General features: G+C 65.8%; 23 protein-coding genes. 15 read left to right on the top strand and 8 right to left on the bottom strand.

Going from position 1 to position 20881, the window contains the following annotated elements:
- Nucleotides 1-2 precede the first annotated feature (2 nt).
- Together CJ177_RS11065 and CJ177_RS11060 are read left to right on the top strand one after the other, a co-directional pair.
- The gene (locus tag CJ177_RS11065) at nt 3-1112 is read left to right on the top strand and encodes a zinc-binding dehydrogenase (protein ID WP_061044993.1); all 1110 of its coding nucleotides are present in this window, start codon (nt 3-5) and stop codon (nt 1110-1112) included.
- Complete coding sequence (locus CJ177_RS11060; protein WP_061044992.1) at nt 1109-1990, top strand: oxaloacetate decarboxylase; 882 nt, start codon at nt 1109-1111, stop codon at nt 1988-1990. Before CJ177_RS11065 ends, CJ177_RS11060 begins: the two co-directional genes overlap by 4 nt.
- 271 nt (nt 1991-2261) lie before the next feature.
- On the opposite strand, the gene CJ177_RS11055 is transcribed toward CJ177_RS11060, so the two are convergent.
- The gene (locus tag CJ177_RS11055; protein WP_095867743.1) at nt 2262-3158 is read right to left on the bottom strand and encodes a helix-turn-helix domain-containing protein; all 897 of its coding nucleotides are present in this window, start codon (nt 3156-3158) and stop codon (nt 2262-2264) included.
- A gap of 239 nt (nt 3159-3397) precedes the next feature.
- On the opposite strand from CJ177_RS11055, the gene CJ177_RS11050 reads away from it, so the two are divergent.
- The 5 genes from CJ177_RS11050 (at nt 3398) to CJ177_RS11030 (ending at nt 7385) form a co-directional block, all read left to right on the top strand.
- Nucleotides 3398-4174 carry a carboxymuconolactone decarboxylase family protein gene (locus CJ177_RS11050; RefSeq protein ID WP_095867742.1) on the top strand — a complete coding sequence of 259 codons (777 nt, stop codon included), beginning with the start codon at nt 3398-3400 and terminating at the stop codon, nt 4172-4174.
- Nucleotides 4171-5016 carry an SDR family oxidoreductase gene (locus tag CJ177_RS11045; RefSeq protein WP_061044989.1) on the top strand — a complete coding sequence of 282 codons (846 nt, stop codon included), beginning with the start codon at nt 4171-4173 and terminating at the stop codon, nt 5014-5016. Before CJ177_RS11050 ends, CJ177_RS11045 begins: the two co-directional genes overlap by 4 nt.
- A gap of 63 nt (nt 5017-5079) precedes the next feature.
- Nucleotides 5080-5919, top strand: a complete 840-nt coding sequence (locus CJ177_RS11040) for an SDR family oxidoreductase (protein ID WP_095867741.1) — start codon at nt 5080-5082, stop codon at nt 5917-5919.
- A 21-nt stretch (nt 5920-5940) separates the two neighbouring features.
- Complete coding sequence (locus CJ177_RS11035; protein ID WP_061044987.1) at nt 5941-6354, top strand: cupin domain-containing protein; 414 nt, start codon at nt 5941-5943, stop codon at nt 6352-6354.
- A 38-nt stretch (nt 6355-6392) separates the two neighbouring features.
- The gene (locus CJ177_RS11030; protein WP_061044986.1) at nt 6393-7385 is read left to right on the top strand and encodes a zinc-binding dehydrogenase; all 993 of its coding nucleotides are present in this window, start codon (nt 6393-6395) and stop codon (nt 7383-7385) included.
- Nucleotides 7386-7570: 185 nt separating this feature from the next.
- On the opposite strand, the gene CJ177_RS11025 is transcribed toward CJ177_RS11030, so the two are convergent.
- Together CJ177_RS11025 and CJ177_RS11020 are read right to left on the bottom strand one after the other, a co-directional pair.
- A complete protein-coding gene (locus CJ177_RS11025; protein WP_306453387.1) occupies nt 7571-9055 on the bottom strand; it encodes a cell wall metabolism sensor histidine kinase WalK in 1485 nt (494 codons plus the stop codon).
- Between the two features lie 71 nt (nt 9056-9126).
- Nucleotides 9127-9915: a response regulator transcription factor gene (locus CJ177_RS11020; protein WP_005250277.1), complete on the bottom strand. Its 789-nt coding sequence runs from the start codon at nt 9913-9915 to the stop codon at nt 9127-9129.
- Between the two features lie 210 nt (nt 9916-10125).
- Here CJ177_RS11020 and CJ177_RS48265 point away from each other — a divergent pair, with 210 nt between their 5' ends.
- Nucleotides 10126-10260, top strand: a complete 135-nt coding sequence (locus CJ177_RS48265) for a hypothetical protein (RefSeq protein WP_257014477.1) — start codon at nt 10126-10128, stop codon at nt 10258-10260.
- A gap of 10 nt (nt 10261-10270) precedes the next feature.
- Here the strand turns inward: CJ177_RS48265 and CJ177_RS48260 are convergent, their stop codons facing one another.
- Nucleotides 10271-11218, bottom strand: a complete 948-nt coding sequence (locus CJ177_RS48260) for a DUF998 domain-containing protein (protein WP_095867739.1) — start codon at nt 11216-11218, stop codon at nt 10271-10273.
- Here CJ177_RS48260 and CJ177_RS47360 point away from each other — a divergent pair.
- Nucleotides 11119-11589, top strand: a complete 471-nt coding sequence (locus CJ177_RS47360) for a hypothetical protein (RefSeq protein ID WP_061044983.1) — start codon at nt 11119-11121, stop codon at nt 11587-11589. The genes CJ177_RS48260 and CJ177_RS47360 overlap by 100 nt on opposite strands.
- Nucleotides 11590-11673: 84 nt before the next feature.
- Here CJ177_RS47360 and CJ177_RS11005 read toward each other — a convergent pair whose 3' ends face one another.
- The 4 genes from CJ177_RS11005 to CJ177_RS10990 all read right to left on the bottom strand — a co-directional run bounded on the left by CJ177_RS11005 (nt 11674) and on the right by CJ177_RS10990 (nt 15428).
- Entirely contained in the window at nt 11674-12471 is a 798-nt protein-coding gene (locus CJ177_RS11005) for an SDR family oxidoreductase (RefSeq protein WP_095867738.1), read from the bottom strand.
- Nucleotides 12472-12611: 140 nt separating this feature from the next.
- Nucleotides 12612-13526: an FAD:protein FMN transferase gene (locus CJ177_RS11000; RefSeq protein ID WP_095867737.1), complete on the bottom strand. Its 915-nt coding sequence runs from the start codon at nt 13524-13526 to the stop codon at nt 12612-12614.
- A 22-nt stretch (nt 13527-13548) separates the two neighbouring features.
- Nucleotides 13549-14430, bottom strand: coding sequence for an aldo/keto reductase (locus tag CJ177_RS10995; protein ID WP_005250268.1), 882 nt, complete (start codon nt 14428-14430; stop codon nt 13549-13551).
- 116 nt (nt 14431-14546) lie between these two features.
- Nucleotides 14547-15428, bottom strand: coding sequence for a helix-turn-helix transcriptional regulator (locus CJ177_RS10990; protein ID WP_095867736.1), 882 nt, complete (start codon nt 15426-15428; stop codon nt 14547-14549).
- Nucleotides 15429-15618: 190 nt separating this feature from the next.
- Here CJ177_RS10990 and CJ177_RS10985 point away from each other — a divergent pair, with 190 nt between their 5' ends.
- From CJ177_RS10985 to CJ177_RS10960, 6 genes are all read left to right on the top strand, one after another.
- The gene (locus CJ177_RS10985) at nt 15619-16464 is read left to right on the top strand and encodes an oxidoreductase (RefSeq protein WP_095867735.1); all 846 of its coding nucleotides are present in this window, start codon (nt 15619-15621) and stop codon (nt 16462-16464) included.
- Nucleotides 16461-17282 carry an oxidoreductase gene (locus CJ177_RS10980; RefSeq protein ID WP_095867734.1) on the top strand — a complete coding sequence of 274 codons (822 nt, stop codon included), beginning with the start codon at nt 16461-16463 and terminating at the stop codon, nt 17280-17282. The genes CJ177_RS10985 and CJ177_RS10980 overlap by 4 nt, the downstream gene beginning before the upstream one ends.
- Nucleotides 17283-17313: 31 nt before the next feature.
- The gene (locus CJ177_RS10975) at nt 17314-18003 is read left to right on the top strand and encodes a flavodoxin (RefSeq protein ID WP_095867733.1); all 690 of its coding nucleotides are present in this window, start codon (nt 17314-17316) and stop codon (nt 18001-18003) included.
- Nucleotides 18004-18210: 207 nt separating this feature from the next.
- The gene (locus CJ177_RS10970; protein WP_095867732.1) at nt 18211-18945 is read left to right on the top strand and encodes an SDR family oxidoreductase; all 735 of its coding nucleotides are present in this window, start codon (nt 18211-18213) and stop codon (nt 18943-18945) included.
- Between the two features lie 303 nt (nt 18946-19248).
- Nucleotides 19249-20358 (top strand): alpha/beta fold hydrolase, encoded by a 1110-nt coding sequence (locus CJ177_RS10965; RefSeq protein ID WP_061044976.1) that lies wholly within the window; start codon nt 19249-19251, stop codon nt 20356-20358.
- A gap of 31 nt (nt 20359-20389) precedes the next feature.
- Nucleotides 20390-20878: a cupin domain-containing protein gene (locus CJ177_RS10960; protein WP_082764841.1), complete on the top strand. Its 489-nt coding sequence runs from the start codon at nt 20390-20392 to the stop codon at nt 20876-20878.
- Nucleotides 20879-20881: the final 3 nt, after the last annotated feature.

Genomic DNA, 20881 nt, shown 5'->3' with positions numbered 1-20881 from the left:
TAATGCAGCAGATGCGTACTGGCAGAAGGGCCGTCCTGGTCGAGCCCAACAAACCCTTGGAGATCTGGGAGTCCCCGGTGGACCCGCCCACCGGGGCCGACGTGCTGGTGGCGGTGGAAATGGCCGGAGTGTGCGGCACTGACTACCACTTCTACCTCGGTGAAGTGCCCATGCCCGGGCCGATGGTCCTCGGTCACGAAGGCATCGGCCGAGTGGTCGAGTGCGGGCCCGAAGCAACAACCGACAGCGCCGGTAATCCCCTCGCGAAGGGCGACCGCGTCTACTGGGTTCCCCTGAAACCATGTCACCGGTGTCACGCATGCACGGTCTTGGAAGACACGTCCCTGTGCCCTAACCAGTCCCCCGGCCGGTTCCGGGATCCACGGCTCACGCCGTTTGCGACGTACACCGACTTCGCGCTTCTTCCGAACGGAATGACCTTCTTCAAGGTCCCGGAGGACACCCCGTCCGAGGCGGTCATCGCCTTCGGTTGCGCGATGCCGACAGTGCTGCACGCCATGGAGCGCCTGGGCCAGATCCGCTTCGGGGACAGAGTGCTTGTCCAGGGCGCTGGGCCCGTCGGCCTGGCAGCGACTTTGGTCGCCAGCCTGTCCGGGGCCGGCGAGGTGGTCGTGATCGGAGCCCCGGCGTCGAGACTCGACATGGCAAAGCGACTGGGGGCTACATCGACCATCGACCTCGACGTGCACGCCACCTCCGCGGAGCGCATTGCAGCCGCGAGGGAGGTCATGGACGGGGGCGCCGACATCGTGATCGAGGCCGCGGGAAAGCTCGCGGCGTTCGGGGAGGGAACCCAACTGGTGGCACGTGGTGGCCGCTACCTCATCGTCGGCCTATGGTCGGCCCCCGGGACCACGATGCTGGAACCTCGAAAGATCAACAACGACAACGTCCGAATCATCGGATCCGCGCTCTCGCGACCCAGGCACATCTTCAAGACGATCCAACTGGCGCAGCGCTACCACGCGCAGTTGCCACTGACCGAGGTCGTCTCGCATCGATTCGGGCTGGAGGACGCGCAGAGCGCAATCGAGGCTGTCGGACGCCATGAGCCGATCAAGGCGGTCATCCAGCCCGGAATGGAGGCATGATGGCTCGTCGGGCACTGCGCCAACTCCTCACGGGACCCGGCCCGTTGATTGTTCCGGGCGCCTACGATGCGCTGTCGGCCCTCCTGGTCCAGCAGGCCGGGTTCAAGGCTGCATTCATGTCCGGCTACGCGGTCTCGGCGGCACTGCTGGGTAAGCCCGACATCGGCTTGCTGACTGGCAGCGAAATGGTCGACAACGCACGACGTATGGCTGCCGCAGTCCAGATTCCTCTCATCGTCGACGGCGACACCGGCTACGGCAACGCCATCAATGTGATGCGGACCGTAGAGACCTACGAGCAGGCCGGAGTCTCCGCGATCCAGCTCGAAGACCAGGTGACCCCCAAGCGTTGCGGTCACATGTCGGGAAAGCAGGTGATCGACCGCGCGGAAATGCTCGGCAAGATTCGGGCGGCCGTCGACGCCCGCGAAGATTCCGACCTCATGATCATCGGCAGGACGGATGCGGCATCCATCGAAGGAACCGACGCGGCGATCGCGCGTTCCCAGGCCTATGCCGATGCCGGGGCCGACATCCTCTTCGTCGAAGCGCCGGATGACGTCCGAGAGATCGAGAAGATCGCATCGAGCCTCGCACCGCTGGCGCCACTGGTCTTCAAGGTCCCGGAAGGGCGGCAATCGCCGCCGCTGTCGTTCGACGACCTCGCCGATCTGGGCTTCTCGATTCTCCTCCTGCCCATCGGGACGCTTCTCGCAGCCACAGCAGCGATGCAGCGCTCACTTCGAGAGCTCTCCACCGACGGTTCCCCGGTCGAGGCCGAGACTTCGCCACCCACGTTCGAAGGATTCAATGACCTGGTGGGCCTGCCTGCCATGCGGGAACTCGAGAACCGGTACGCCGATTCGCACGAAGCGTAGACGCGCATAGACCAGTGTGATCCCGTCGGTAGACGACAGGATCAGGCCGTCGCAGCCCCCGAATTCCGCCGCGGCCGTCACGTCGGTGAGCGATGTGGTCTGCGGGACGAAGTGCGGAAACGTAATTGAGTCGTGCCTCTTTACCGGGAAGCCAGGACGACGTCGGCGGTCGCGGTGGTCGTCCTCCACGCGGGAGACGCGCGTGGTGCCGGGGAGTCGGGGAGGTCGGCCCCCTGAACAAGGATCCACGCAAGTACGACCTGCGTTGGCGTCAGCCAGACTGTTCCGCGCCGCGGTGGGTGGCGAGCTCGCCGGCTTCTTCGAGGGTCGCGGCCCAGGTGGCGAGGAGTTTGAGGCCGTCGGCGGCTGGACTGTCCTTCGGTGCGGTGTACACCAGGAGGATGAGGCCGGGATGGGCAGGGAACTCCATCGCCTCGAAGTTCAGCTCGAGCTTTCCGACGGCGGGATGGCGGATCTTCTTGTACCCGGTTCGGTGAAACCGGACGTTGTGCGCCGCCCACCGGGTCCGAAATACCTCACTGCAGGTGGATAGTTCGCCGATCAGCTCGATGAGTTGTTTGTCGTGGGGGTTACGGCCGGCTTCGGAACGAAGCATGGCGGCGATGTCGTCGGCGGCGCGGTCCCAGTCGACGTAGAAGTCGCGCGCAGCCGGGTCGAGGTACACGAACCGGGCGTTGTTCGCCGGTCGGCGCGCGTCGGCGAGCACCGGCGCGTAGAGGGCGCGGGCCAACCGGTTGGCGGCGAGCATGTCGTGGCGGGCGTTGCGCACCCAGGCGGGTGCGTCGGTGATCGCGTCGAGGACCAGTTGCACACCGGCCGTGACCCCCGCGGTCTTCGAGCGGCGCTGCCGGACGGGTCCGGGTTCGGCGGCCCGGGCGAGGTCGAACAGGTGTGTGCGCTCGGCCTCGTCCAATTGCAGGGCGCGGGCGAGGCCTTCCAGGACGCCGGCGGAGGCGCCGGCGAGGTTGCCGCGTTCCATCCGCACGTAATAGTCGATGCTGACGCCGGCGAGCAGGGCCACTTCCTCTCGGCGCAACCCAGGAACCCGCCGGGTACCGCCGAAGGCAGGCAGTCCGGCCTGTTCGGGGTTGATCCGCGCCCTCCGGGAGGTGAGGAACTCCCGGACCTGTGCTCGCTGGTCGTCCATGCGTTCCACGGTATGCGGACCGGCACGGCCGAGGGAGGTACTGCCGGTACCTGGAAGAGCAGTGACTCCCGCGAGTGCCCGATCGCGCGTTTGCTCGAATGGTGACCACCTCGCATGACCGACCGCCGGTCGCGGCGCCGCCGCGGCGATCCTCGCGACAGCCCTGATCGGCCACCCCTGACGAACGCCGCGCTCCGGTGCGGCATCGAGTACGACGAACCCCCGGAAGAGAGTTGGACATGGCGATCACCGAAGCAGCCCGGAACAATCACGACGAGTTGTTTCCGGGGCACGTCTCGACGTTGAAAGATACGGATCCGGAGCTCATCGAGGTGTTCGACAACTTCGCGTTCGACGAGGTGCTGCAGTACGGCGACCTGAATACCCGTACGCGTCTGATGGTGCAACTCGCCTCGATGATCGCGAGCCAGGCACTGGCCGAGTACCGGGTCGTGCTGGGCGCAGCTCTCACCGTAGGAGTGAGCCCCGCGGAGGCCAAGGAGGTTGTGTATCAGGCGGTCCCGTACGTCGGCATGGCGAAAGTCTTCGACTTTCTCCACGCGACGAACGACGTGCTCACCGAGCGTGGCATCAGCCTCCCCCTGGAAGGCCGGGCGACGACGACGGCCGGGGACCGGTTGGCGAAGGGTTTGGCCAAGCAGAAGGAGATCGTCGGCGCAGACGCCGTCGACGGGATGTACGACGCGGCAGCACCGGACGAGCTCCACATCCAGCGCTACCTGTCGGCGAACTGCTTCGGTGACTACCTCACGCGCAGTGGTCTGGACTTGCCGACCCGTGAGTTGCTCACGTTCGCGATGCTGGTCTCCCTCGGTGGTTGCGAACCCCAGGTCAAGGGACACACGATGGCGAATCTCCGCGTCGGGAACACCCGGGCCGATCTGCTCGCCGTCCTCACGCACCTGCTGCCGTTCATCGGCTACCCGCGCACGCTCAACGCCCTGCGGGTGCTGAACGAGTCCGCCCCCTCCGCCGACCGTTCATCGCAGTCATGACCGAACGTACCTGGCTCATCACCGGCGTCAGCAGCGGCTTCGGCCGCCACCTCACCGAGCAACTGCTCGAGCGCGGCGACCGCGTGGTCGGCACCGTCCGCCGACCGGAGTCCGTCGACGAACTGACCAGCCGGCATCCGGACCTGTTCCGGGCCGAGGTGCTCGACGTCCGTGGCACCTCGGCCTTGCGCGCAGCCGTGACCCGAATTGTCGCGGACTTCGGCCGGATCGACGTGGCGGTGAGCAACGCCGGATACGGCCTGTTCGGTGCCGCTGAAGAGCTCACCGACGAACAGATCGACGACATGATCGCCACCAACCTCACCGGGTCCATCCAGTTCATCCGTGCCGTGCTCCCGCACATGCGGGCTGCCGGCGGAGGCCGGATCGTCCAGCTCTCGACGTACGGCGGACAGGTCGCGTTCCCCGGCAACTCGATGTACCACGCCACCAAGTGGGGAATCGAAGGCTTCGTGGAATCGGTGGCGCAGGAGGTGGCGCCGTTCGGCATCGGCATGACGCTCGTCGAACCCGGTGGCGCGCGCACCGACTTCCGCTACCGCGGCGCCCAGATCGCCGAACCGATTCCGGACTACGACGCGACACCCGCGCACAACTTCCGGAAGATGCTCGACCCCGCCGCCGGCCTGGCGCCCGGAGACCCGGCACGAATGGCCGCGCGCATCATCGAAAGCGTGGATGTGGAACCGGCACCGCTGCGCCTCATGCTCGGCTCGCAGGCACTCGAGTCCACCCTCGCGGTACTCCGCACACGCGTCGCCGACTTCGAGTCCCAGACCGAACTCGCCGCCTCCACCGACTTCCCTCCGGAAACCGACTGAGTGGCCGGAAGTCGAATTCATCCATACAAAATGCACGACCGAAGACTCGAGAGACACATACTGATGAGCAAGGTCATTCTGGTCACCGGCGCAGGCAGAGGGCTCGGCACCGACATCGCCCGCACGGCCCTCGCAGGTGGCCATCAGGTCATCGCCACCGGCCGCCGCCCCGAAAAAGTGCAGGAACTACTGGGTGAGAGCGACAACCTGCTGGCCGCCGCCCTGGACATCACCGACCCCGGCGACGCCGAGGCCGTGGTCGCCGCCGCGGTGGAGCGGTTCGGCCGGATCGACGTACTGATCAACAACGCTGCCACCTTCCAAGCCGGATACTTCGAGGAAATCTCCGACTCCGCGATGCGTGCGCAGGTGGAGACGAACCTGTTCGGCCCCATGAACGTCACCCGCGCCGTCCTGCCCCACATGCGCAAGCAGCGGTCGGGGCACATCATGACCGTCTCGTCGCTGGCCGGGATCATCGGCCAGGAATTCTGCGTCGCCTACGCCACCACGAAGTTCGGTGTCGAGGGCTGGATGGAGTCGCTGAGCTACGACCTCGAACCGTTCGGGATCAGGACGACGATCGTCGAGCCCGGGTTCTTCCGCACCGAACTCCTCGAAGAGGCGTCCACCACCTGGGCCGACCAGTCGATCGACGACTACGCCGAGCGCACCACCCAGACCAAGGCGGCCTGGCAGTCGATGAACGGGCAGCAGACCGGCGACCCGCTCAAGCTCGCCCAGGCACTGGTCAAGGTGGCAGAGCTGGACAAGCCGCCGCTGCGGTTCGTCGCCGGATCCGACGCGATCCCCGCCGTCATCGACAAGGGACGTCAGATCAGCGCGCAGGCCGAGGCCTCCCGCGAACTCGGCTTCGACCTCGACCTCGACCTCGACAACTGACACATCACCAGGAGACAACTCATGGAATTCATCGATCCCGTCCCGACCGGCAAGGGTCCGGCCGAGTGGTTCACCGGCGATGTCTGGTTCGACGTCATCTACGCCGGGAAGGAACCCTCGCGGGCGCGCACGAACATGGTCCGTTTCTCGCCCGGCGCCCGCACGTTCTGGCATCACCACGTCCTCGGGCAGACCCTGCACGTCGTGAGCGGGACCGCGCTTGTCGGCACCCGCGACGGTGTCGTCTTCGCAGCCCAGCCCGGGGAGACCGTCACCTGCCCTGCCGGTGAAGAGCACTGGCACGGCGCCACCGACGACCGGTTCATGGAACACCTGGCCATCTGGGAAGGCGACGGGTCCAGCACGCCGGAGACGACCTGGCTCGAGGAAGTCACCGACGAGCAGTACCACGCGCCGCGCACCCGCCGCTCCTGACAACCGTGCCCGACTCGTTCCCGGAGGAGAGACCACACATGACTGACACGATGCGCGCCCTCGTCGGCGGGATCGGCCCGGAATGGGTCATCGATGAGGTCCCCGTCCCGCAGCCCGGGCCGGGTGAGGTGCTGATCCGGAACCGGGCCGCGGCGACCAACAACGCCGATATCCCGATGCTCGCCGAGGCCGATCCCACCCACGGTGGTCACGGCAAGAGGTTCATCGCAGGCTTCGAGTACGCCGGCGAGGTTGCCGCACTCGGCGAGGGCGTGGATACCTGGCAGGTCGGTGACGCGGTGATGGGGTCGATCCCGTCGGCATTCGCCGAGTATGTGGTCGCCGACCACCGGTTCGTCCTGCCCCGCCCGGAGGGACTCGACCCGCAGATCGCCTGTGCGCTGCCGACCGGCCTGCTGACCGAGCACGGTGCGCTCACCACCGCCGGATTCACGGCCGGGCGGAGCGTGCTCATCACCGGTGCGTCGACCGCGATCGGTCTCATCGGCGCCCAGATGGTCAGGGCATTGGGTGCCTCGCACGTGATCGGCACAACCCGCAGCAGCGCCAAGCGGGCCCTGCTCACCGATGCGGGGGTCGACACCGTCATCGTCACCGGCGAGCAGGACCTCACTGCGGCGACCCTGGCGGCGACCGATGGCGAGGGTGTCGATGTCGTGCTCGACCACATCGCCGGGCAGACGTTCGCAGACTGCCTGCCCGCGACGAAGGAGGACGGCCACGTGGTCAACATCGGCCGCCTCGACGGCGCCGAGTCGACGATCAACCTCGACCACCTGTCCTACCGCCACCTCACCGTCCACGGCGTGTCCTTCGGCTTCACCCGCGACTGGGAGATGGCCGGCATCATCGCCGGGCTCCTACCTGAGGTCATCCCGGCCGTCGCACGTGGTGAGATCCGTCCCGTGATCGACCAAACCGTGGAGCTCACGCAGGTCCAGAGAGTTGCCGATCGGCTGCGTTCCGGTGAAGCGGTCGGCAAGATCGTCCTCACCCTCGCCTCGGCGTGAGGATGCCCGGCCGGTTCCCTGTCGCGGCGGTGACGCTCGTCCGAGGACGATCCGCCGGCACCGGAAACAACATGAAACTTTCTTCCGCAAGACGGTTTTCGCGTCGCTCTGCACGAAACGGTCAGGTCTGGCCCGAATGGATCTCCCCGCACCCGCGCACGGACCCTTTGTAGGGCTCCAACCCATTAGTTGCGCGTGACCGCGGACGTCCGGAGGCGCTGATGGGTGACGGTGGCAGTGCTGGAGGGTTCGATCGCAGGAATCCGAACGCGGAACGTCGTCCCGGCCTGAGTCGACTCGACACTCGCCTGACCGTGATGCGCGTCGACGATCGACGAGACGATTGCCAGCCCGAGGCCGGTGCTGTCGGTCTCGCGGGACCGGGCCTTGTCGCCCCGAACGAAACGCTGAAACAGAGTCTTCAGCAGATCCGGCGCGATTCCAGGCCCGTTGTCGGTGATCGTCAATTCGGCCGTCACCACATCCCGGTCGTCGGTCATTGTTGTCAACGTTGCGACCACTGCGGTACCCGGCGGGGTGTGTACCCGCGCATTCGACAGAAGGTTCGCGACGAGCTGATGCAGGCGCTCGTTGTCACCATTCACCATGACCGCGGACTCGGGCACGACCACCGACCAGCGGTGCAGAGGCGCCGAGACCCGAGCATCGTTCACCGCATTGACCAGCAGGTCGGCGAGATCGACGCAGGTCGTGTGCAGGTCTTGGCCCTCGTCCAGACGGGCGAGTAACAAGAGATCGGCGACAAGCGCGCCCATCCGCTTGGCTTCCGATTCGATCCGGGCAAGGGCGTACTCGGTCATCTCGGGGAGCTGGTCGCTGTCCTGTCGAGTCAACTCGGCGTAGCCCTGGATAGCGGCCAGCGGCGTCCGCAATTCGTGGCTCGCATCCGTGACGAACTGCTTCATCCTCCGATCCGCCGCCACGCGGACCGCGAGTGCGTCGTCGACGTGACTGAGCAGATGGTTCAGTGCTTCCCCGACCTTGCCGACTTCGGTCCGAGGATCCGTGTCGGGGTCCGCGACCCGCACCGTGAGCGCCGCCTCACCGGTACCGAGCGGAAGATCGGTGACCTTCTTCGCCGTGGCAACCACGCGACTCAACGGTCTGAAGGCGACCCGAACTACGAGCACCGTGCAGATCACCGTCGCGACGAGTGCCGCAAGGGCGAGAATCGACAGCACAACGGTTTCGCGGACCACAGCCTCGTTTGCCGCTGTCAACGATATTCCGGCGACGAGAGTCAAATCTTCATCGTGTGCAAGGCTTTCCATCCGCATATCGCCGAGACCCGCCACGTCGAAGTCCTGCCGGCGATTGTCTGCCCACTCCTTGTTCTCGATCTGCGCGATTGCCTCGGAACTGAGCGGGACCGGTTCCGAGTCCGAGAACACCGCGGAGTCGGTGACCACTCCGTCGTCAAGGAGCACGATCACGGTGCCCGGAGCCTGCCCGCCGAACTCGGTCAACGGCTTCACGTAGTTCGGGTCGACGCCGGGAGTGGCGACCGGGCTTCCGTCACGATACTTGTCGACCGAGTGACTGAATACGGACATCGATCCGGTCAATTGCTTGTCGACGACAGTGGTGACCGACGCGCGCAGCGTCACCACACCGACCACTCCGACGACGAGCAGAACAACTGCGATCACCGTGGTCAGTGCTGCAACCAATTTCCGTTGCAAACTCCACGGTCCCCGAGCGAGGAAACGGCCCGGCAATGTCATTCTGCGGGCCTGAGAATGTATCCGACGCCGCGAACGGTGTGAATCATCGGCTCCCGACCCGCGTCGATCTTTCGCCGCAGGTACGACACGTACAGGTCGACAATGCTCGCCTTGCCGGCGAAGTCGTAATTCCATACGCGGTCGAGAATCTGCGCCCGGCTGAGCGCGAGTCTGGGATTGTGCATGAAGTAGCGGAGCAGTTCGAACTCGGTGGCGGTCAACGCAATACTGTCGCCGCCCCGTTTCACCTCGTAGCTGCCCTCGTCCAGCGAAAGATCGCCCACGGTCAGTACCGCATCGTTCTCCGAGATCGAATCGGCCGCCCGCCGTAGCAGACCCCTCAGTCGTGCAACGAGTTCTTCCAGGCTGAAGGGCTTGGTCATGTAGTCGTCGCCGCCGGCGGTCAGTCCGATCACCCGGTCGTCGACCGAATCCCGCGCAGTGAGGAAGAGGACCGGCACTCCCCCGCCCGAGCCCCGTATGTGCTGGAGCACACTCAGCCCGTCGATGTCGGGCAGCATGATGTCCAGAACCACCACGTCGAATTGCTGCTCACGAAATTTCTGCAGAGCGGTCGAACCGTCGTGCGCCACCTCGACGGCCCAACCCTCGTACCCGAGGGCGAGGCCCACCAGGTCGGTCAGAGTCGGCTCGTCGTCGACGAGTAGCACGCGAATCGTCGACCCGTCCGCTCGATACATCCGGGGCAGTTGCGCCAGAACGGCGCGGCGACGTCCCGAGTCGGCAGCATGAATATCCGGACGAGTTGATGACACTGCGACCATTATTCCTGATCGACTCTCGTGATCAAAGGATGCACGGGCACTTCATAGAAACCTCACATCTTTTCACACAGAACACACCGACAGGTTCTTTATCGTCATGCGTCATGCGTGGTGTGACAAACCTCTTCGGGTGCGGGACAAGGTGTGGACTGACAGGTACGACTCGGGCTGCCGGAACGGCCTGCCTATCGAACGGACAGTGATCGGTACATGGACTCACGCAACGAGATAGACGACGAAACTCACGAGTTCGAACCGATGATCACCCGGAAGGGGGCGATCATCTTCGCGATAGTCTTCCTGATCCTGGTTGTCACAACCTATCTGGACGCAGCACCCACGTAACTTCTGTACTTCACTTCCTCGTCAGGACCCAGGTGCCGATCACTGCCAATGTCGCCACTTCGCTCACTGCCAGTAGGCGCTCGGAATGACCGAAGGTCACGACCTCCCACCACGCAACGCCGGTCACCGCAGCAACGACAAACGCGTATAGGAGTGGCGAAAAACTTGCGATCGCCAGCCAGGCGAAGAGCCGAGTCCGTCGGGCGTGCACACCATGGGTTCGATGCCGAAGCCACGGCTTGGCGAGGAGAACGGCCGCGATGGGAAGACTGACAAAAGCAATCCCGCTCGCGGTGAGGTGAATACTGCCACTGATACTCGGGGGTTGAGACCAGTCCTGTTTGGGAAAGATTGCGATGGCGAGGAGTCCGAGAACCCACAGTGTCAGAGCGACGGTAGCGCCGGATCTCCACCTCGTGAGCTGTTGGTCTACAACTGCTACGAGTAGCGCAGCGGATCCCGCAGCAAGGAAGAGGATGGCTAGGGTAAAGATCCAACGGCCGCTGCCGACACCATATGCGCTGATGGCTGATTCGAGTCGGCTTCGCATCGCTACTACGGCATACAGGTCGAGCAGGAGAAACACCGCAGCGGAGGCTGCAATCGCGCAGAGCGCGCCCACGGCGATCCGAGCTGTCGGTTCCGCAAGGGTGGGCCGTAGGGCAGTTGGTCTTGTCACAGGTCGATCCGTCCGGTTGGGAGTCTGGAGCCGGTTTCGCTTGGCGCTGCAAGCCGCATGGCACGTGAGGATAATGCCCAATTCGATGTGTCCCCTTTGAAAAGATAAGTGTTTCCTATGTGCCAGGGGTGTACCGCCAGTTCCTCCCGAAAGAGCCTGGTGCCTTCTACGTTTGAAGGATGAGAACCGACACCTTGACACTGGCCGCGCTGGCGACCGTTGCCTCCGCCGTTGCTCTCGTGCCGCTGGCAGGATGCTCCGATCTCGGCGGCGGGCCATCCCCTTCGGAATCTGTTCCTGCCACTGAGTCGACCCGGCCGCCGGAGAGCAGCACAGGGTCGGCGACCGGGTATGAGGACGGGACCTACAACGCGATCGGTGTGTACGGCGGCGGACCCTCCTACCTGGACGTCACCGTCACCATCAGCGACGAGGTCATCGCCGATGTCACGGTCGGGGCAATGGCGGAGAACGAGACGTCCCTCGGATATCAGGAAAGGTTCGCGGCCGCCGTCCCCGATGAGGTGATCGGGAAAAGCCTCGACGAGGCCGAGGTCGGGAAGCTGGCGGGCGCGAGCACCTGCCCAGATGGCTTCAACGACGCCATCGAGCAGATCCGCGAGCAAGCGCGCTCGACCGACGGCAACTGACTTGGGCTGCACGCGTTCGCCGGCTCTCCGGGGTTCGTCGTGTGCAAGTCGGCTCACCCGGGGTGAACGCGTCGCTCTCCGCTTTCAGAACCGTCCCCGTACCGCGTCGAGGTCGCTCACCACACGGGCCGGTTCGCCGGCGATCGGCAGATTGTCTCGATCCAGGACGGCGTCGAACGACTGCACGGGATCGGTCTTCAACGCGGCGAACAGCGGCGTCAGATCGGATTGAGCCCCGCCCTTCTCGGCCACCAGTTCCAGGGTCTTGTGCTCGGCCGCGTCCGAGCTCAGGCTGCCGATGAGGACTTCCGCGATCTGCCGGCGTGCGATCACACCGTCCGACGGATCGCTCGCCCACCTGGTGTCGCCCTGCATCATCACGAGGTGGTGCTGATCCGGCTCGTTGTAGTCGAACCAGCCGGGACGGACAATCGTGTAGGGCAGCCCGCTGGCTCTGACAAGGCGTTCACCGCGCCGCTTCCAGTCGTGGCCGGGCGTGGGCTTGGTGACGCCGATCGTCGTCATCAACGCGATCCGGGCGGGCTTCTTCAGCGCGTTCAGCACGTTGCGGACGGCGCCGTAGTTGACCCGTTCCGCTTCGTCGGCACCGCCATAGGTGCCGTGGGTGAATACCACCCCGGTCACCCCTTCGAGTGCCTCGGTGAGTGAGTCCGGCTGAGTGAAGTCGCCGACGACGACGCGGGTGCCCTCAGGGAACGAGGAAGACTGATTGCGGTCGCGAACGAGTGCCCTGGTCTCGAACCCCTCGCGCAAGGCTTCGTCGACCGCCAGTCGGCCGATACTTCCCGATGCGCCGACGATGAGCACCGGGTTCGCGGACGGACGCGTGTCGCCCGGTCTTTTGTGAGGTTGCTTCTTCATATATTCAACGTTACGGTCGGCTCGAGCAGGGAGGGAGGAACTGCTGATACACCCCTCCGCGGTTCCTCCTTCGGAACCGAACATCCTTCGGAATTCGAAGGTTTCGGCGAGGGGACGACTGCGTGCGATCGGAGCGCCGGTCAGATGAAGAGATGCCCGTCGAAGTTATCGGACCACTGGACTCTTCCATCAGCCAGCATGCGCACCCAGCTGAACTCGAACGACCTGAGGCTCGCTGGTTCGCTTACGAACAAGGCGGTCGCCAGCCCGTCCGCGGTGGCGGCGTCGGCGGCGAGCACCCAGGTCGCAACGACGTCCGCGACCGGGCGCCGCCGGGTTCGGCCGTCGAGCACGTGGTGCAGTCCAGCACCCCACGTTCGTCGGGTCGTCGCCGAAGCGCACAGCGAACCGTCTCGGAGGTTCACCGTGCCGATCACTCGGCCGGGAGCCCTGGGGTGTTCCAGTCCCACCCTGACGGCCTCGGCTCCACGATGCCGCATGTCGCCGCTGGCGTCGACGAAGAACCGGTCGATTCCCTCCTCGGTCAGCGTATGGCTGACGAGGTCGACCAAATACCCCTTTCCGGCTGCGCCGACGTCGATCACGGTCGGACGATCCGAGGCGATTGTGGTTCCGTCACGGTGGATGTCGGAGAGCCAGCGGTCGCGACGGCGGTGCACGAGCGCGGCAGTGTCGGGGACGAGGGAATACCGGGCGTCGTAGCCGAGCAGTTCGAGGTCCCTTCCGATGAGCGGGTCGACCGCCCCTTCGGTTGCGGCGACGAGGCGGTCGTAGAGTTCGAACAGGGCGAGGTCCCGGGCGGGGAACTCGAACCGTCCCCCGCCCTCGGCGCGCGCGATCCGCGTGACCAGTGAATCCGCACGGAACCGGGACCAGACGTGATCGAAGTCCTCGGTGACGGAGCGGATTCTGTGCCGTACCTGCTCGGGGATTGGCTGTTCGGTGTCGATCTCCCAATTGGTACCGATCGCCTGGAACCGGAATGTGGCCTCGAGGTTCACCGGTTGGCCATCCGTTCGCACATGGGCGCTCATCCGGTCACCTCTGACCTGCGGTTCACGCTTCCGGGATATCGCGGGCGAACAGCTCGGGGGTGACGGTCACGGGATCGGGTCCGCCGCGGACACCGGTATCGAGTGCGTCGATCGCGCCCAGTTGGTCTGTGGTGAGCTCGAAGTCGAACACGTCGAAGTTGGCGGCGATGCGCTCGGGGTTGACGGACTTCGGGATCGCCGAGCGTCCCTCCTGCAGGTGCCAGCGCAGCATGACCTGGGCGGGCGTCTTGCCGTGGGCGGCGGCAATCTCGCCGATCACCGGATCGTCGAAGGTCGACCGAGCGCCGTCGCCACGGTAGCTGGTGATGCCGCCCATCGGCGACCACGCCTGAGTCAGAACCCCGTGCTCCGTGTCCGCGGCCTGCACGTCCGCCTGGGTGAAGTACGGATGCACCTCGACCTGATTCACCGCGGGCACGACATCGGTCTGCTCCAGCAGTTTCGCGAGGACGTCGGGCATGAAGTTGCTGACACCGATCGCGCGGACCTTGCCGTCGTCTAACAGCGTCTCCAGCGCCTTGTAGGCCTCGACGGTCTTGTCGAACTGCGTGGGCACGGGCTGATGCAGCAGGAGCAGGTCGATCTGGTCGACGCCCAGCTTGCCCGCGCTCTTGTCGAAGGCGTGCAGGGTCTTGTCGTAGCCGTAGTCGCTGATCCAGATCTTCGTCTCCACGAACACCTCGGAACGGTCGAGCCCGGACCGGCGGATGCCCTCGCCGACTTCGCGCTCGTTGAAATAGGAGGCGGCCGTGTCGATCAGCCGGTAGCCCACCCGGAGGGCCTCGGCGACGGAAGCGGAAGTGGTTTCGGGCGGGGTCTGGAAGACGCCGAAGCCCAACGCGGGCATCTCGACGCCATTGTTCAAAGTCACGTTCATACTCATATTCCTTGACGTTAGACACTCGGTGTCAGATGAGGGAGTAACTGGGAGTACACCCTTCGCGGTCGGCTGCCGGACTCGGCGGTGTGGATCCCCGCCCCACAGATGGGCGGGGCCGATCAGAATGAGCGATGCGCGCGGGCGTCGCTGGTTGTCTGGCCGGTGGCGGCGAGGCTGCCGAGGAGCTTCAGGCGTTCCTCGGTGGGGCTGCCGGGCTCGGCGGTATAGGCGAACATGAACCATTCCGGATTTGCCGGCAGATCCATTGCTTCGTAAGAGAATTCGAGGTCGCCGACGGCGGGGTGGTGGATGCGTTTGATCCCACCGCGATGATGACGGACGTTGTGTGCTGCCCACCGGTGCCGGAAGGTGTCGCTACGGGTGACGAGCTCCCCGATCAAATCGGTGAGCGGCTTGTCGAGCGGATTCTGACCGGCGTAGGTGCGCAGGGTCGCGACGATGTTATCGGCGTTCTGTTCCCAGTCCGGGAAGAAGATCTGCGCGGCGGGATTGAGGAACGTGAACCGGGCCGTATTCCCTCGGTTCGCCGGATCTTCCAGCATGGGCGCGTAGAGCGCCCGCCCCAGTGGGTTGGCGGCGATGAAGTCCATACGCCGATCCCGCACCCACATCGGCGCGCCGGTCACGGCGTCCAGGAACCGCTGCAACGTGGGCTTGACGGTCTGCTCGGCGGGTCGTTTGCGTCGCCGCGGCGGCGGTGGACCGGCGGCTCGGGCGAGATCCGCCAGGTGGTCGCACTCGGCGTCGTCGAACTGGAGAGCTCTGGCGATGCTGTCGAGTATTTCGGGGGAGACGCCGGTGAGGTCGCCGCGTTCCATCCGCGCGTAGTACTCGACACTGACCCCGGCGAGCATGGCGACCTCTTCGCGGCGCAGCCCGGGCACGCGGCGGCGTCCCCCGCCGATGATGCCCGCCTGGTCCGGCGTGATCCGGTCCCTGCGGGTCCGCAGGAACTCGGCCACTTCTGCTCGATGATCCATATCTTCAACGCTAACGTCAGCGGCCGTGCTGTGGGAGGAACTGCCAGTACACGGATAAGACGTGACTCCCACGCGCGCGCACGGTGCGATGGAATGGGCATACGGCTTCTGCTTCCGCGCCCGGACAGCCTCCTTGCCCGGCGGCCCGGCGCGATCGCCGGACGCACTACGCACGACAAAGGAGACGAACATGACCACCTGGTTCATCACGGGGGCTTCGAGCGGCCTGGGAGCCGCACTGGCACGGGCCGTCCTCGAGCACGGCGACAACGCGGTGATCACCGCCCGCAACGCCGACCACGTACAGGACCTCGTCGCCGCGCACCCGAACAATGCGCTGGCGGTGCCGCTGGACGTCACCGACCACGCCCAGGTAGTCGCCGCGGTCAGCGCCGGGACCGACCGGTTCGGGGGCGTCGATGTGCTGGTGAACAACGCCGGGCACGGGTACCGGGCCGCGGTCGAGGAAGCAGCTGTGGACGAGGTGGACGAGCTGTTCGCCACGAATTTCTTCGGCCCCGTCGATCTGATCAAGCAGGTGCTGCCGCAGATGCGTTCCCGCAGGTCGGGCACCATCGTGAACGTCTCCTCGATCGGCGCGCCCCGATCGAACCCCGCCTCCGGCTACTACACCGCGACGAAGGCAGCGTTGGAGGGCATGTCCGACGCGTTGAACCGCGAGGTCGCGCCGCTCGGGATCCGGGTGATGGTGCTCGAGCCGGGCGCGTTCCGGACCGACTTCTCCGGTCGCTCCCTGAACCAGTCCAGCACCGTGATCGACGACTACGCCGACACCGCTGGAAAGCGCCGCAAGGAGAACGACCACACCCACGGCACCCAGCAGGGTGACCCCGATCGCGCGGCGCAGGTCATCGTCGCCACCGTCGAAGGCACGGACGCCCCGTTCCGCCTGCTGCTCGGGACCGACGCCATTCAGATCGTCCGCGAGGAGCTCCAGGGACGCATCGACGAAATCGACGAGTGGGCGCACGTCAGTGCCACCACCGACTTCGCCATCGAGAAGGACGACGAATGACGACGTGGTTGATCACCGGAGCATCGAGCGGACTCGGCCGCGCGCTCGCCGAGCGTGTCCTCGCTGCCGGGCATCAGGTCGTCGCAACCGCGAGGAACACGGACGCCCTCGACGACCTCCGGACGGCTTATCCGGAAACCGCGTTGATCACGTCTCTGGACGTCACCGACTCGTCCTCCATCGATGCCACCGTAGCGAGGGTCGAGGAGCGCTGGACCGGTATCGACGTGCTGGTGAACAACGCCGGTTACGGGTACACCGCCGCGGTCGAGGAAGGCGAGGACGAGGCTGTGGCTCGCCTGTTCGCGACGAACTTCTTCGGTCCCGTTGCGCTGATCAAGGCGGCCCTGCCCGGTATGCGCCGCCGCGGGAACGGCCTGATCGTCAACATTTCTTCGGTGGGCGCGCGCATCACCATTCCAGGCGGTGGCTACTACTCCGCCGCGAAGGCAGGCCTCGAGGGACTGTCCGGGTCGCTCCGCAAGGAGGTCGAGCCGTTGGGGCTCCGCGTGATGGTCGTCGAACCCGGATCGTTCCGCACCGACTTCCGCGGACGCTCCGCCGACCGGTCCAGCGTCCAGATCGAGGCGTACGACCAGATACTCGGACGGACAGGCGACTCGGCGCTCAGCCCGCAGCGTGGCGCACCGGAGAAAGCGGCGGCCGCGATCCTGCAGGCCGCCGAGGATGCCGAACCACCGAAGTTGCTCGTTCTCGGTAGCGACGCGCTCGGCGGTTTTCGTGCAGCCGCCGACGACGCTGCCCGCGACGTCGATCGGTTCGAGCAACTCAGCCGCAGCACCGATGCAGCATCGTGAGCGCCGCCGCCGACCCGCACCTGACAGCATCATGAACGAATCCCTCAGCCGCAGAACACTCCTGACCGCGGGGCTCACCGGGATCACGGCCGTTGCCGCGGTCCTCACCGGCTGCACCACCGAGCAGCGCCCGCAAGAGAGCCCGGCCACCGGAGAGCGAACCCCGAGGACACCCGATCCCGAGAGAACCACCGCCCCCGGCACGCGAGTGCTACTCGTCTACTTCTCCCGCGCCGGCGAGAACTACTACTACCGGGGCCGTCGGGACCTGGAGGTCGGCAACACCGAAGTCCTCGCTGGGATGATCTCCGACCGGATCGACTGTGTCACCTACGAAATCGACGCCGCCGACCCCTATCCGGATGCGTACGACCCGACGGTCGAGCGCAACCGCCGAGAGCAACGAGACGACGCCCGACCCGCGATCGCGAATCCGCTTCCCGATGTCAGCGGCTACGACATCGTGCTCCTGGGCAGCCCCGTGTGGAACATGCGCACCCCGATGATCATGTCCACCTTCATCGAAGGCCTCGACCTCGCAGGGAAGACGATCCTGCCGTTCGTCACCTACGCCGTCAGCGGCATGAGCGGCATCGACGACGACTACCGCGATGCCCTTCCCGACAGCGAGGTCCGTGACGGGCTGGCCATTCAGGGCGAGACCGTCGCAGAAGCGGCCCCGGACCTCGACACGTGGCTCAGCGCCAACAACCTCGTCTGAGAAAGCGGCACGGACAACGCGCCCGCTCGCGTACGTCACGCCCGACCGACGGCGGTAAGGAGTAATACCAGTACACCGATAGCCGGTTACTCCCGCATTCGGCGTCACCATGGTGTGCTGGAAAGGCAGCAGGGCGAGCATCGCTCCATATGTCGGGTCGCTGCCACTGCGAGATCCCTCCGACCAATCAGAAGGAAACCCAATCACATGACTGACTCCCAGAATCTTCCCCGTGTTGCGGTCATCACCGGCGCATCGTCCGGGATCGGCGCGGCCACCGCACGCGCCCTCCATGCCGACGGTTACCGCGTCGCGCTCCTGGCACGCCGCCTCGGCCGCATCGAGGCTCTCGCCGCCGAGCTCGGTGACGGGGCGATCGCGATCCAGGCCGACGTGACCGACCGCGACGCACTCGTGGCCGCAGCCCAGCGGGTGCAGGACGAGCTCGGCGGGGCCGACGTGCTGGTCAACAACGCCGGAACCATGCTCCTGGGCCCGTTCTCCTCCGAACAGCGCGCCGACTACCGCAACATGATCGAGGTCAACCTGCTCGGCGCGATCACCGCCACCGAGGTCTTCCTCGACCAGCTCAGGGACGGCGGCGGCGACCTCATCAACATCTCCTCCGTCGCCGGACGCACGGCCAGGGCAACCAACGGGGTCTACGCAGCCACCAAGTGGGGCGTCAACGGATGGTCCGAATCCCTCCGCCAGGAGCTGCTGCCCGACGTCCGCGTCACGCTGATCGAACCGGGTGTCGTCGACACCGAGCTGCCCACCCACATCACCCACGAGGCCACCAGGCAGGCCGTGCAGCAGGGCTACGACGCGGCGACGGTCAAGCCCGAGGAGATCGCCGAGGTCATCGCCTTCACCCTCGCCCGACCCCGTCACCTGGCCATCAACGAGATCCTGCTCCGCCCCGCCGGCCAGCTCGGCTGACGGCGATCCAGAGCACCCGCACCGCACTGGGTGGACTGGTTCTCGGGCACTTCATAGGAAGCTCACATCTTTTCACACAGAACGCATCGACAGTTTCTCTATCGTCATGCGGCATGCGTGGTGTGACACCTCCCCGGGGTGCGGGACAGGGATTCGGGATGTCTTCCGCGAGGTCCGATCTCGCCCAGCGGCCCCGTCGACCGCAGGCCCCGGGGCATCGGATATCTCGCCGGCACGCACCACCGGGAGACGTCGACCCGCCAATATTTCGCAGAACACGCTCTAGTCGGGAGAACGGACGATATGCACACCACAACGATCGGCACGCGGACACGGATGGCCGCCCTCGCGGTGGCCGTCGCCGCTGCGCTCACCGCCTGCAGTTCCGGCGACAGCGGAAGTGACTCACCTGCTACCGGACTCACCATCGCCGAGCAGGGCAGCTTCACCGTCGGCGGCACCATGACAACCGCGCCCGGTCAGTTCGATCCTCGCCGTCCCGCCGATCCACAGGGACAGACCTACCGCGGCGACCACGCCTACACCCACTACCAGGTGCCCGAAGACGCCCGGAACCTGCCGATCGTGATGCTGCACGGCGCCGGCCAGTTCTCCAAGACCTGGGAGACCACCGCCGATGGCCGGGAAGGTTTCCAAAACCTGTTCCTGCGCAAACAGTTCTCCACCTACCTCGTCGACCAGCCGCGGCGCGGTGACGCGGGCCGCGGCATGGTCGGCACCACCATCACCCCGACCCCGGACGAGCAACTGTGGTTCAACCAGTTCCGCCTCGGGACCTGGCCGGACATGTTCCCCGGGGTGCAGTTCTCGAGCGACCCCGCGGCCCTGGACCAGTTCTACCGTTCGATGACACCCAACACCGGTCCCTTCGACGCCGGGGTCATCTCCGACAGCTTGTCAGCCCTGTTCGACCGGATCGGCGAAGGGATCCTCTTCACCCACTCCCAAGGTGGCGGGCCCGGCTGGCAGACCGCGATGAAGAATCCCGGCGTGAAGGGTATCGTCGCGTTCGAGCCCGGGAGCGGGTTCGTCTTCCCCGAAGGGGAAGCACCACAACCGATCCCGAACGGTTTCGACACCCTCAGCCCGGAAACCGTTCCGATGGACCAGTTCACCGCGCTGACGAAGATTCCGATCGTCATCTACTACGGCGACAACATCCCCAGCGAGCCCACCGATCAGCCGAATCAGGACAGCTGGCGGGCCCGGCTCGAGATGGCACGGCTGTGGGCCGATGCAGTCAACCGCCACGGCGGCGACGCCACCGTCGTCCACCTGCCCGAGATCGGCATCACCGGCAACACCCACTTCCCGTTCTCCGACCTCAACAACACCCAAATCGCCGACGAAGTCTCGAAATTCCTCGCCGACAAGCAACTCGACGGCAAGTAGCCGAACTCCCCTTTGCGAAAGGCGATACATCGTGCGTTTGTCCTCCAAGGCCGCCCTGCTGTCGACGTCAGCTGTGCTGGGCGCCGTGATCATCGCGGCGCCCGCCCACGCCGGAAGCCCTCGGATCGGGGTCTCCCCCGAGATTTCCCGGCCTGCGGCTCCCGGTTCGCCGGAGAATTTCACCGGTCAGGTGCAGAGCAGGTCGCTGTTCGGCGCCACCGATCACCTCGAAGCCTCGGGCGGTGAGGTCAGTTTCGAGCCGCACGCCCGGACCGCCTGGCACACCCATCCCGCAGGTCAGACGTTGATCGTGACCGAGGGTACCGGGTGGGTGCAGGAATGGGGCGGCCCCAAGCAGGTGATGACGGTTGGCGACGTGGTGACGATTCCGCCGGACGTCAAGCACTGGCACGGGGCGACCGCCGTGGACGCGATGACGCATATCGCCGTGGCCGAGGCAGTCGACGGCAGCCGTGTCACCTGGATGGAGCAAGTCGGCCCCGAACAGTACTACCTCTGAGAG

It is taken from the genome of Rhodococcus sp. ACPA1 (assembly GCF_002300195.1).
In the GTDB taxonomy this organism is placed as follows: domain Bacteria; phylum Actinomycetota; class Actinomycetes; order Mycobacteriales; family Mycobacteriaceae; genus Rhodococcus_F; species Rhodococcus_F opacus.
The sequence above is the reverse complement of the archived record's forward strand: the minus strand, read 5'-3'. Positions and strand labels throughout refer to the sequence as shown.

Bases quoted from the DNA above. Each gene is read 5' to 3' on its own strand.
- CJ177_RS11030 (WP_061044986.1), top strand. From the start codon at position 6,393: ATGACTGACACGATGCGCGCCCTCGTCGGCGGGATCGGCCCGGAATGG.
- CJ177_RS10985 (WP_095867735.1), top strand. From the start codon at position 15,619: ATGACCACCTGGTTCATCACGGGGGCTTCGAGCGGCCTGGGAGCCGCA.
- CJ177_RS10975 (WP_095867733.1), top strand. From the start codon at position 17,314: ATGAACGAATCCCTCAGCCGCAGAACACTCCTGACCGCGGGGCTCACC.
- CJ177_RS48260 (WP_095867739.1), bottom strand. From the start codon at position 11,218: ATGGCCCGCCGCCGAGATCGGAGCATCCTGCCAGCGGCACGAGAGCAA.
- CJ177_RS11045 (WP_061044989.1), top strand. From the start codon at position 4,171: ATGACCGAACGTACCTGGCTCATCACCGGCGTCAGCAGCGGCTTCGGC.
- CJ177_RS47360 (WP_061044983.1), top strand. From the start codon at position 11,119: ATGAGAACCGACACCTTGACACTGGCCGCGCTGGCGACCGTTGCCTCC.
- CJ177_RS11060 (WP_061044992.1), top strand. From the start codon at position 1,109: ATGATGGCTCGTCGGGCACTGCGCCAACTCCTCACGGGACCCGGCCCG.
- CJ177_RS11035 (WP_061044987.1), top strand. From the start codon at position 5,941: ATGGAATTCATCGATCCCGTCCCGACCGGCAAGGGTCCGGCCGAGTGG.
- CJ177_RS10995 (WP_005250268.1), bottom strand. From the start codon at position 14,430: ATGAGTATGAACGTGACTTTGAACAATGGCGTCGAGATGCCCGCGTTG.
- CJ177_RS10980 (WP_095867734.1), top strand. From the start codon at position 16,461: ATGACGACGTGGTTGATCACCGGAGCATCGAGCGGACTCGGCCGCGCG.
- CJ177_RS11050 (WP_095867742.1), top strand. From the start codon at position 3,398: ATGGCGATCACCGAAGCAGCCCGGAACAATCACGACGAGTTGTTTCCG.
- CJ177_RS11040 (WP_095867741.1), top strand. From the start codon at position 5,080: ATGAGCAAGGTCATTCTGGTCACCGGCGCAGGCAGAGGGCTCGGCACC.
- CJ177_RS11065 (WP_061044993.1), top strand. From the start codon at position 3: ATGCAGCAGATGCGTACTGGCAGAAGGGCCGTCCTGGTCGAGCCCAAC.
- CJ177_RS10990 (WP_095867736.1), bottom strand. From the start codon at position 15,428: ATGGATCATCGAGCAGAAGTGGCCGAGTTCCTGCGGACCCGCAGGGAC.
- CJ177_RS10965 (WP_061044976.1), top strand. From the start codon at position 19,249: ATGCACACCACAACGATCGGCACGCGGACACGGATGGCCGCCCTCGCG.
- CJ177_RS11005 (WP_095867738.1), bottom strand. From the start codon at position 12,471: ATGAAGAAGCAACCTCACAAAAGACCGGGCGACACGCGTCCGTCCGCG.
- CJ177_RS48265 (WP_257014477.1), top strand. From the start codon at position 10,126: ATGGACTCACGCAACGAGATAGACGACGAAACTCACGAGTTCGAACCG.
- CJ177_RS11055 (WP_095867743.1), bottom strand. From the start codon at position 3,158: ATGGACGACCAGCGAGCACAGGTCCGGGAGTTCCTCACCTCCCGGAGG.
- CJ177_RS11020 (WP_005250277.1), bottom strand. From the start codon at position 9,915: ATGGTCGCAGTGTCATCAACTCGTCCGGATATTCATGCTGCCGACTCG.
- CJ177_RS10970 (WP_095867732.1), top strand. From the start codon at position 18,211: ATGACTGACTCCCAGAATCTTCCCCGTGTTGCGGTCATCACCGGCGCA.
- CJ177_RS11000 (WP_095867737.1), bottom strand. From the start codon at position 13,526: ATGAGCGCCCATGTGCGAACGGATGGCCAACCGGTGAACCTCGAGGCC.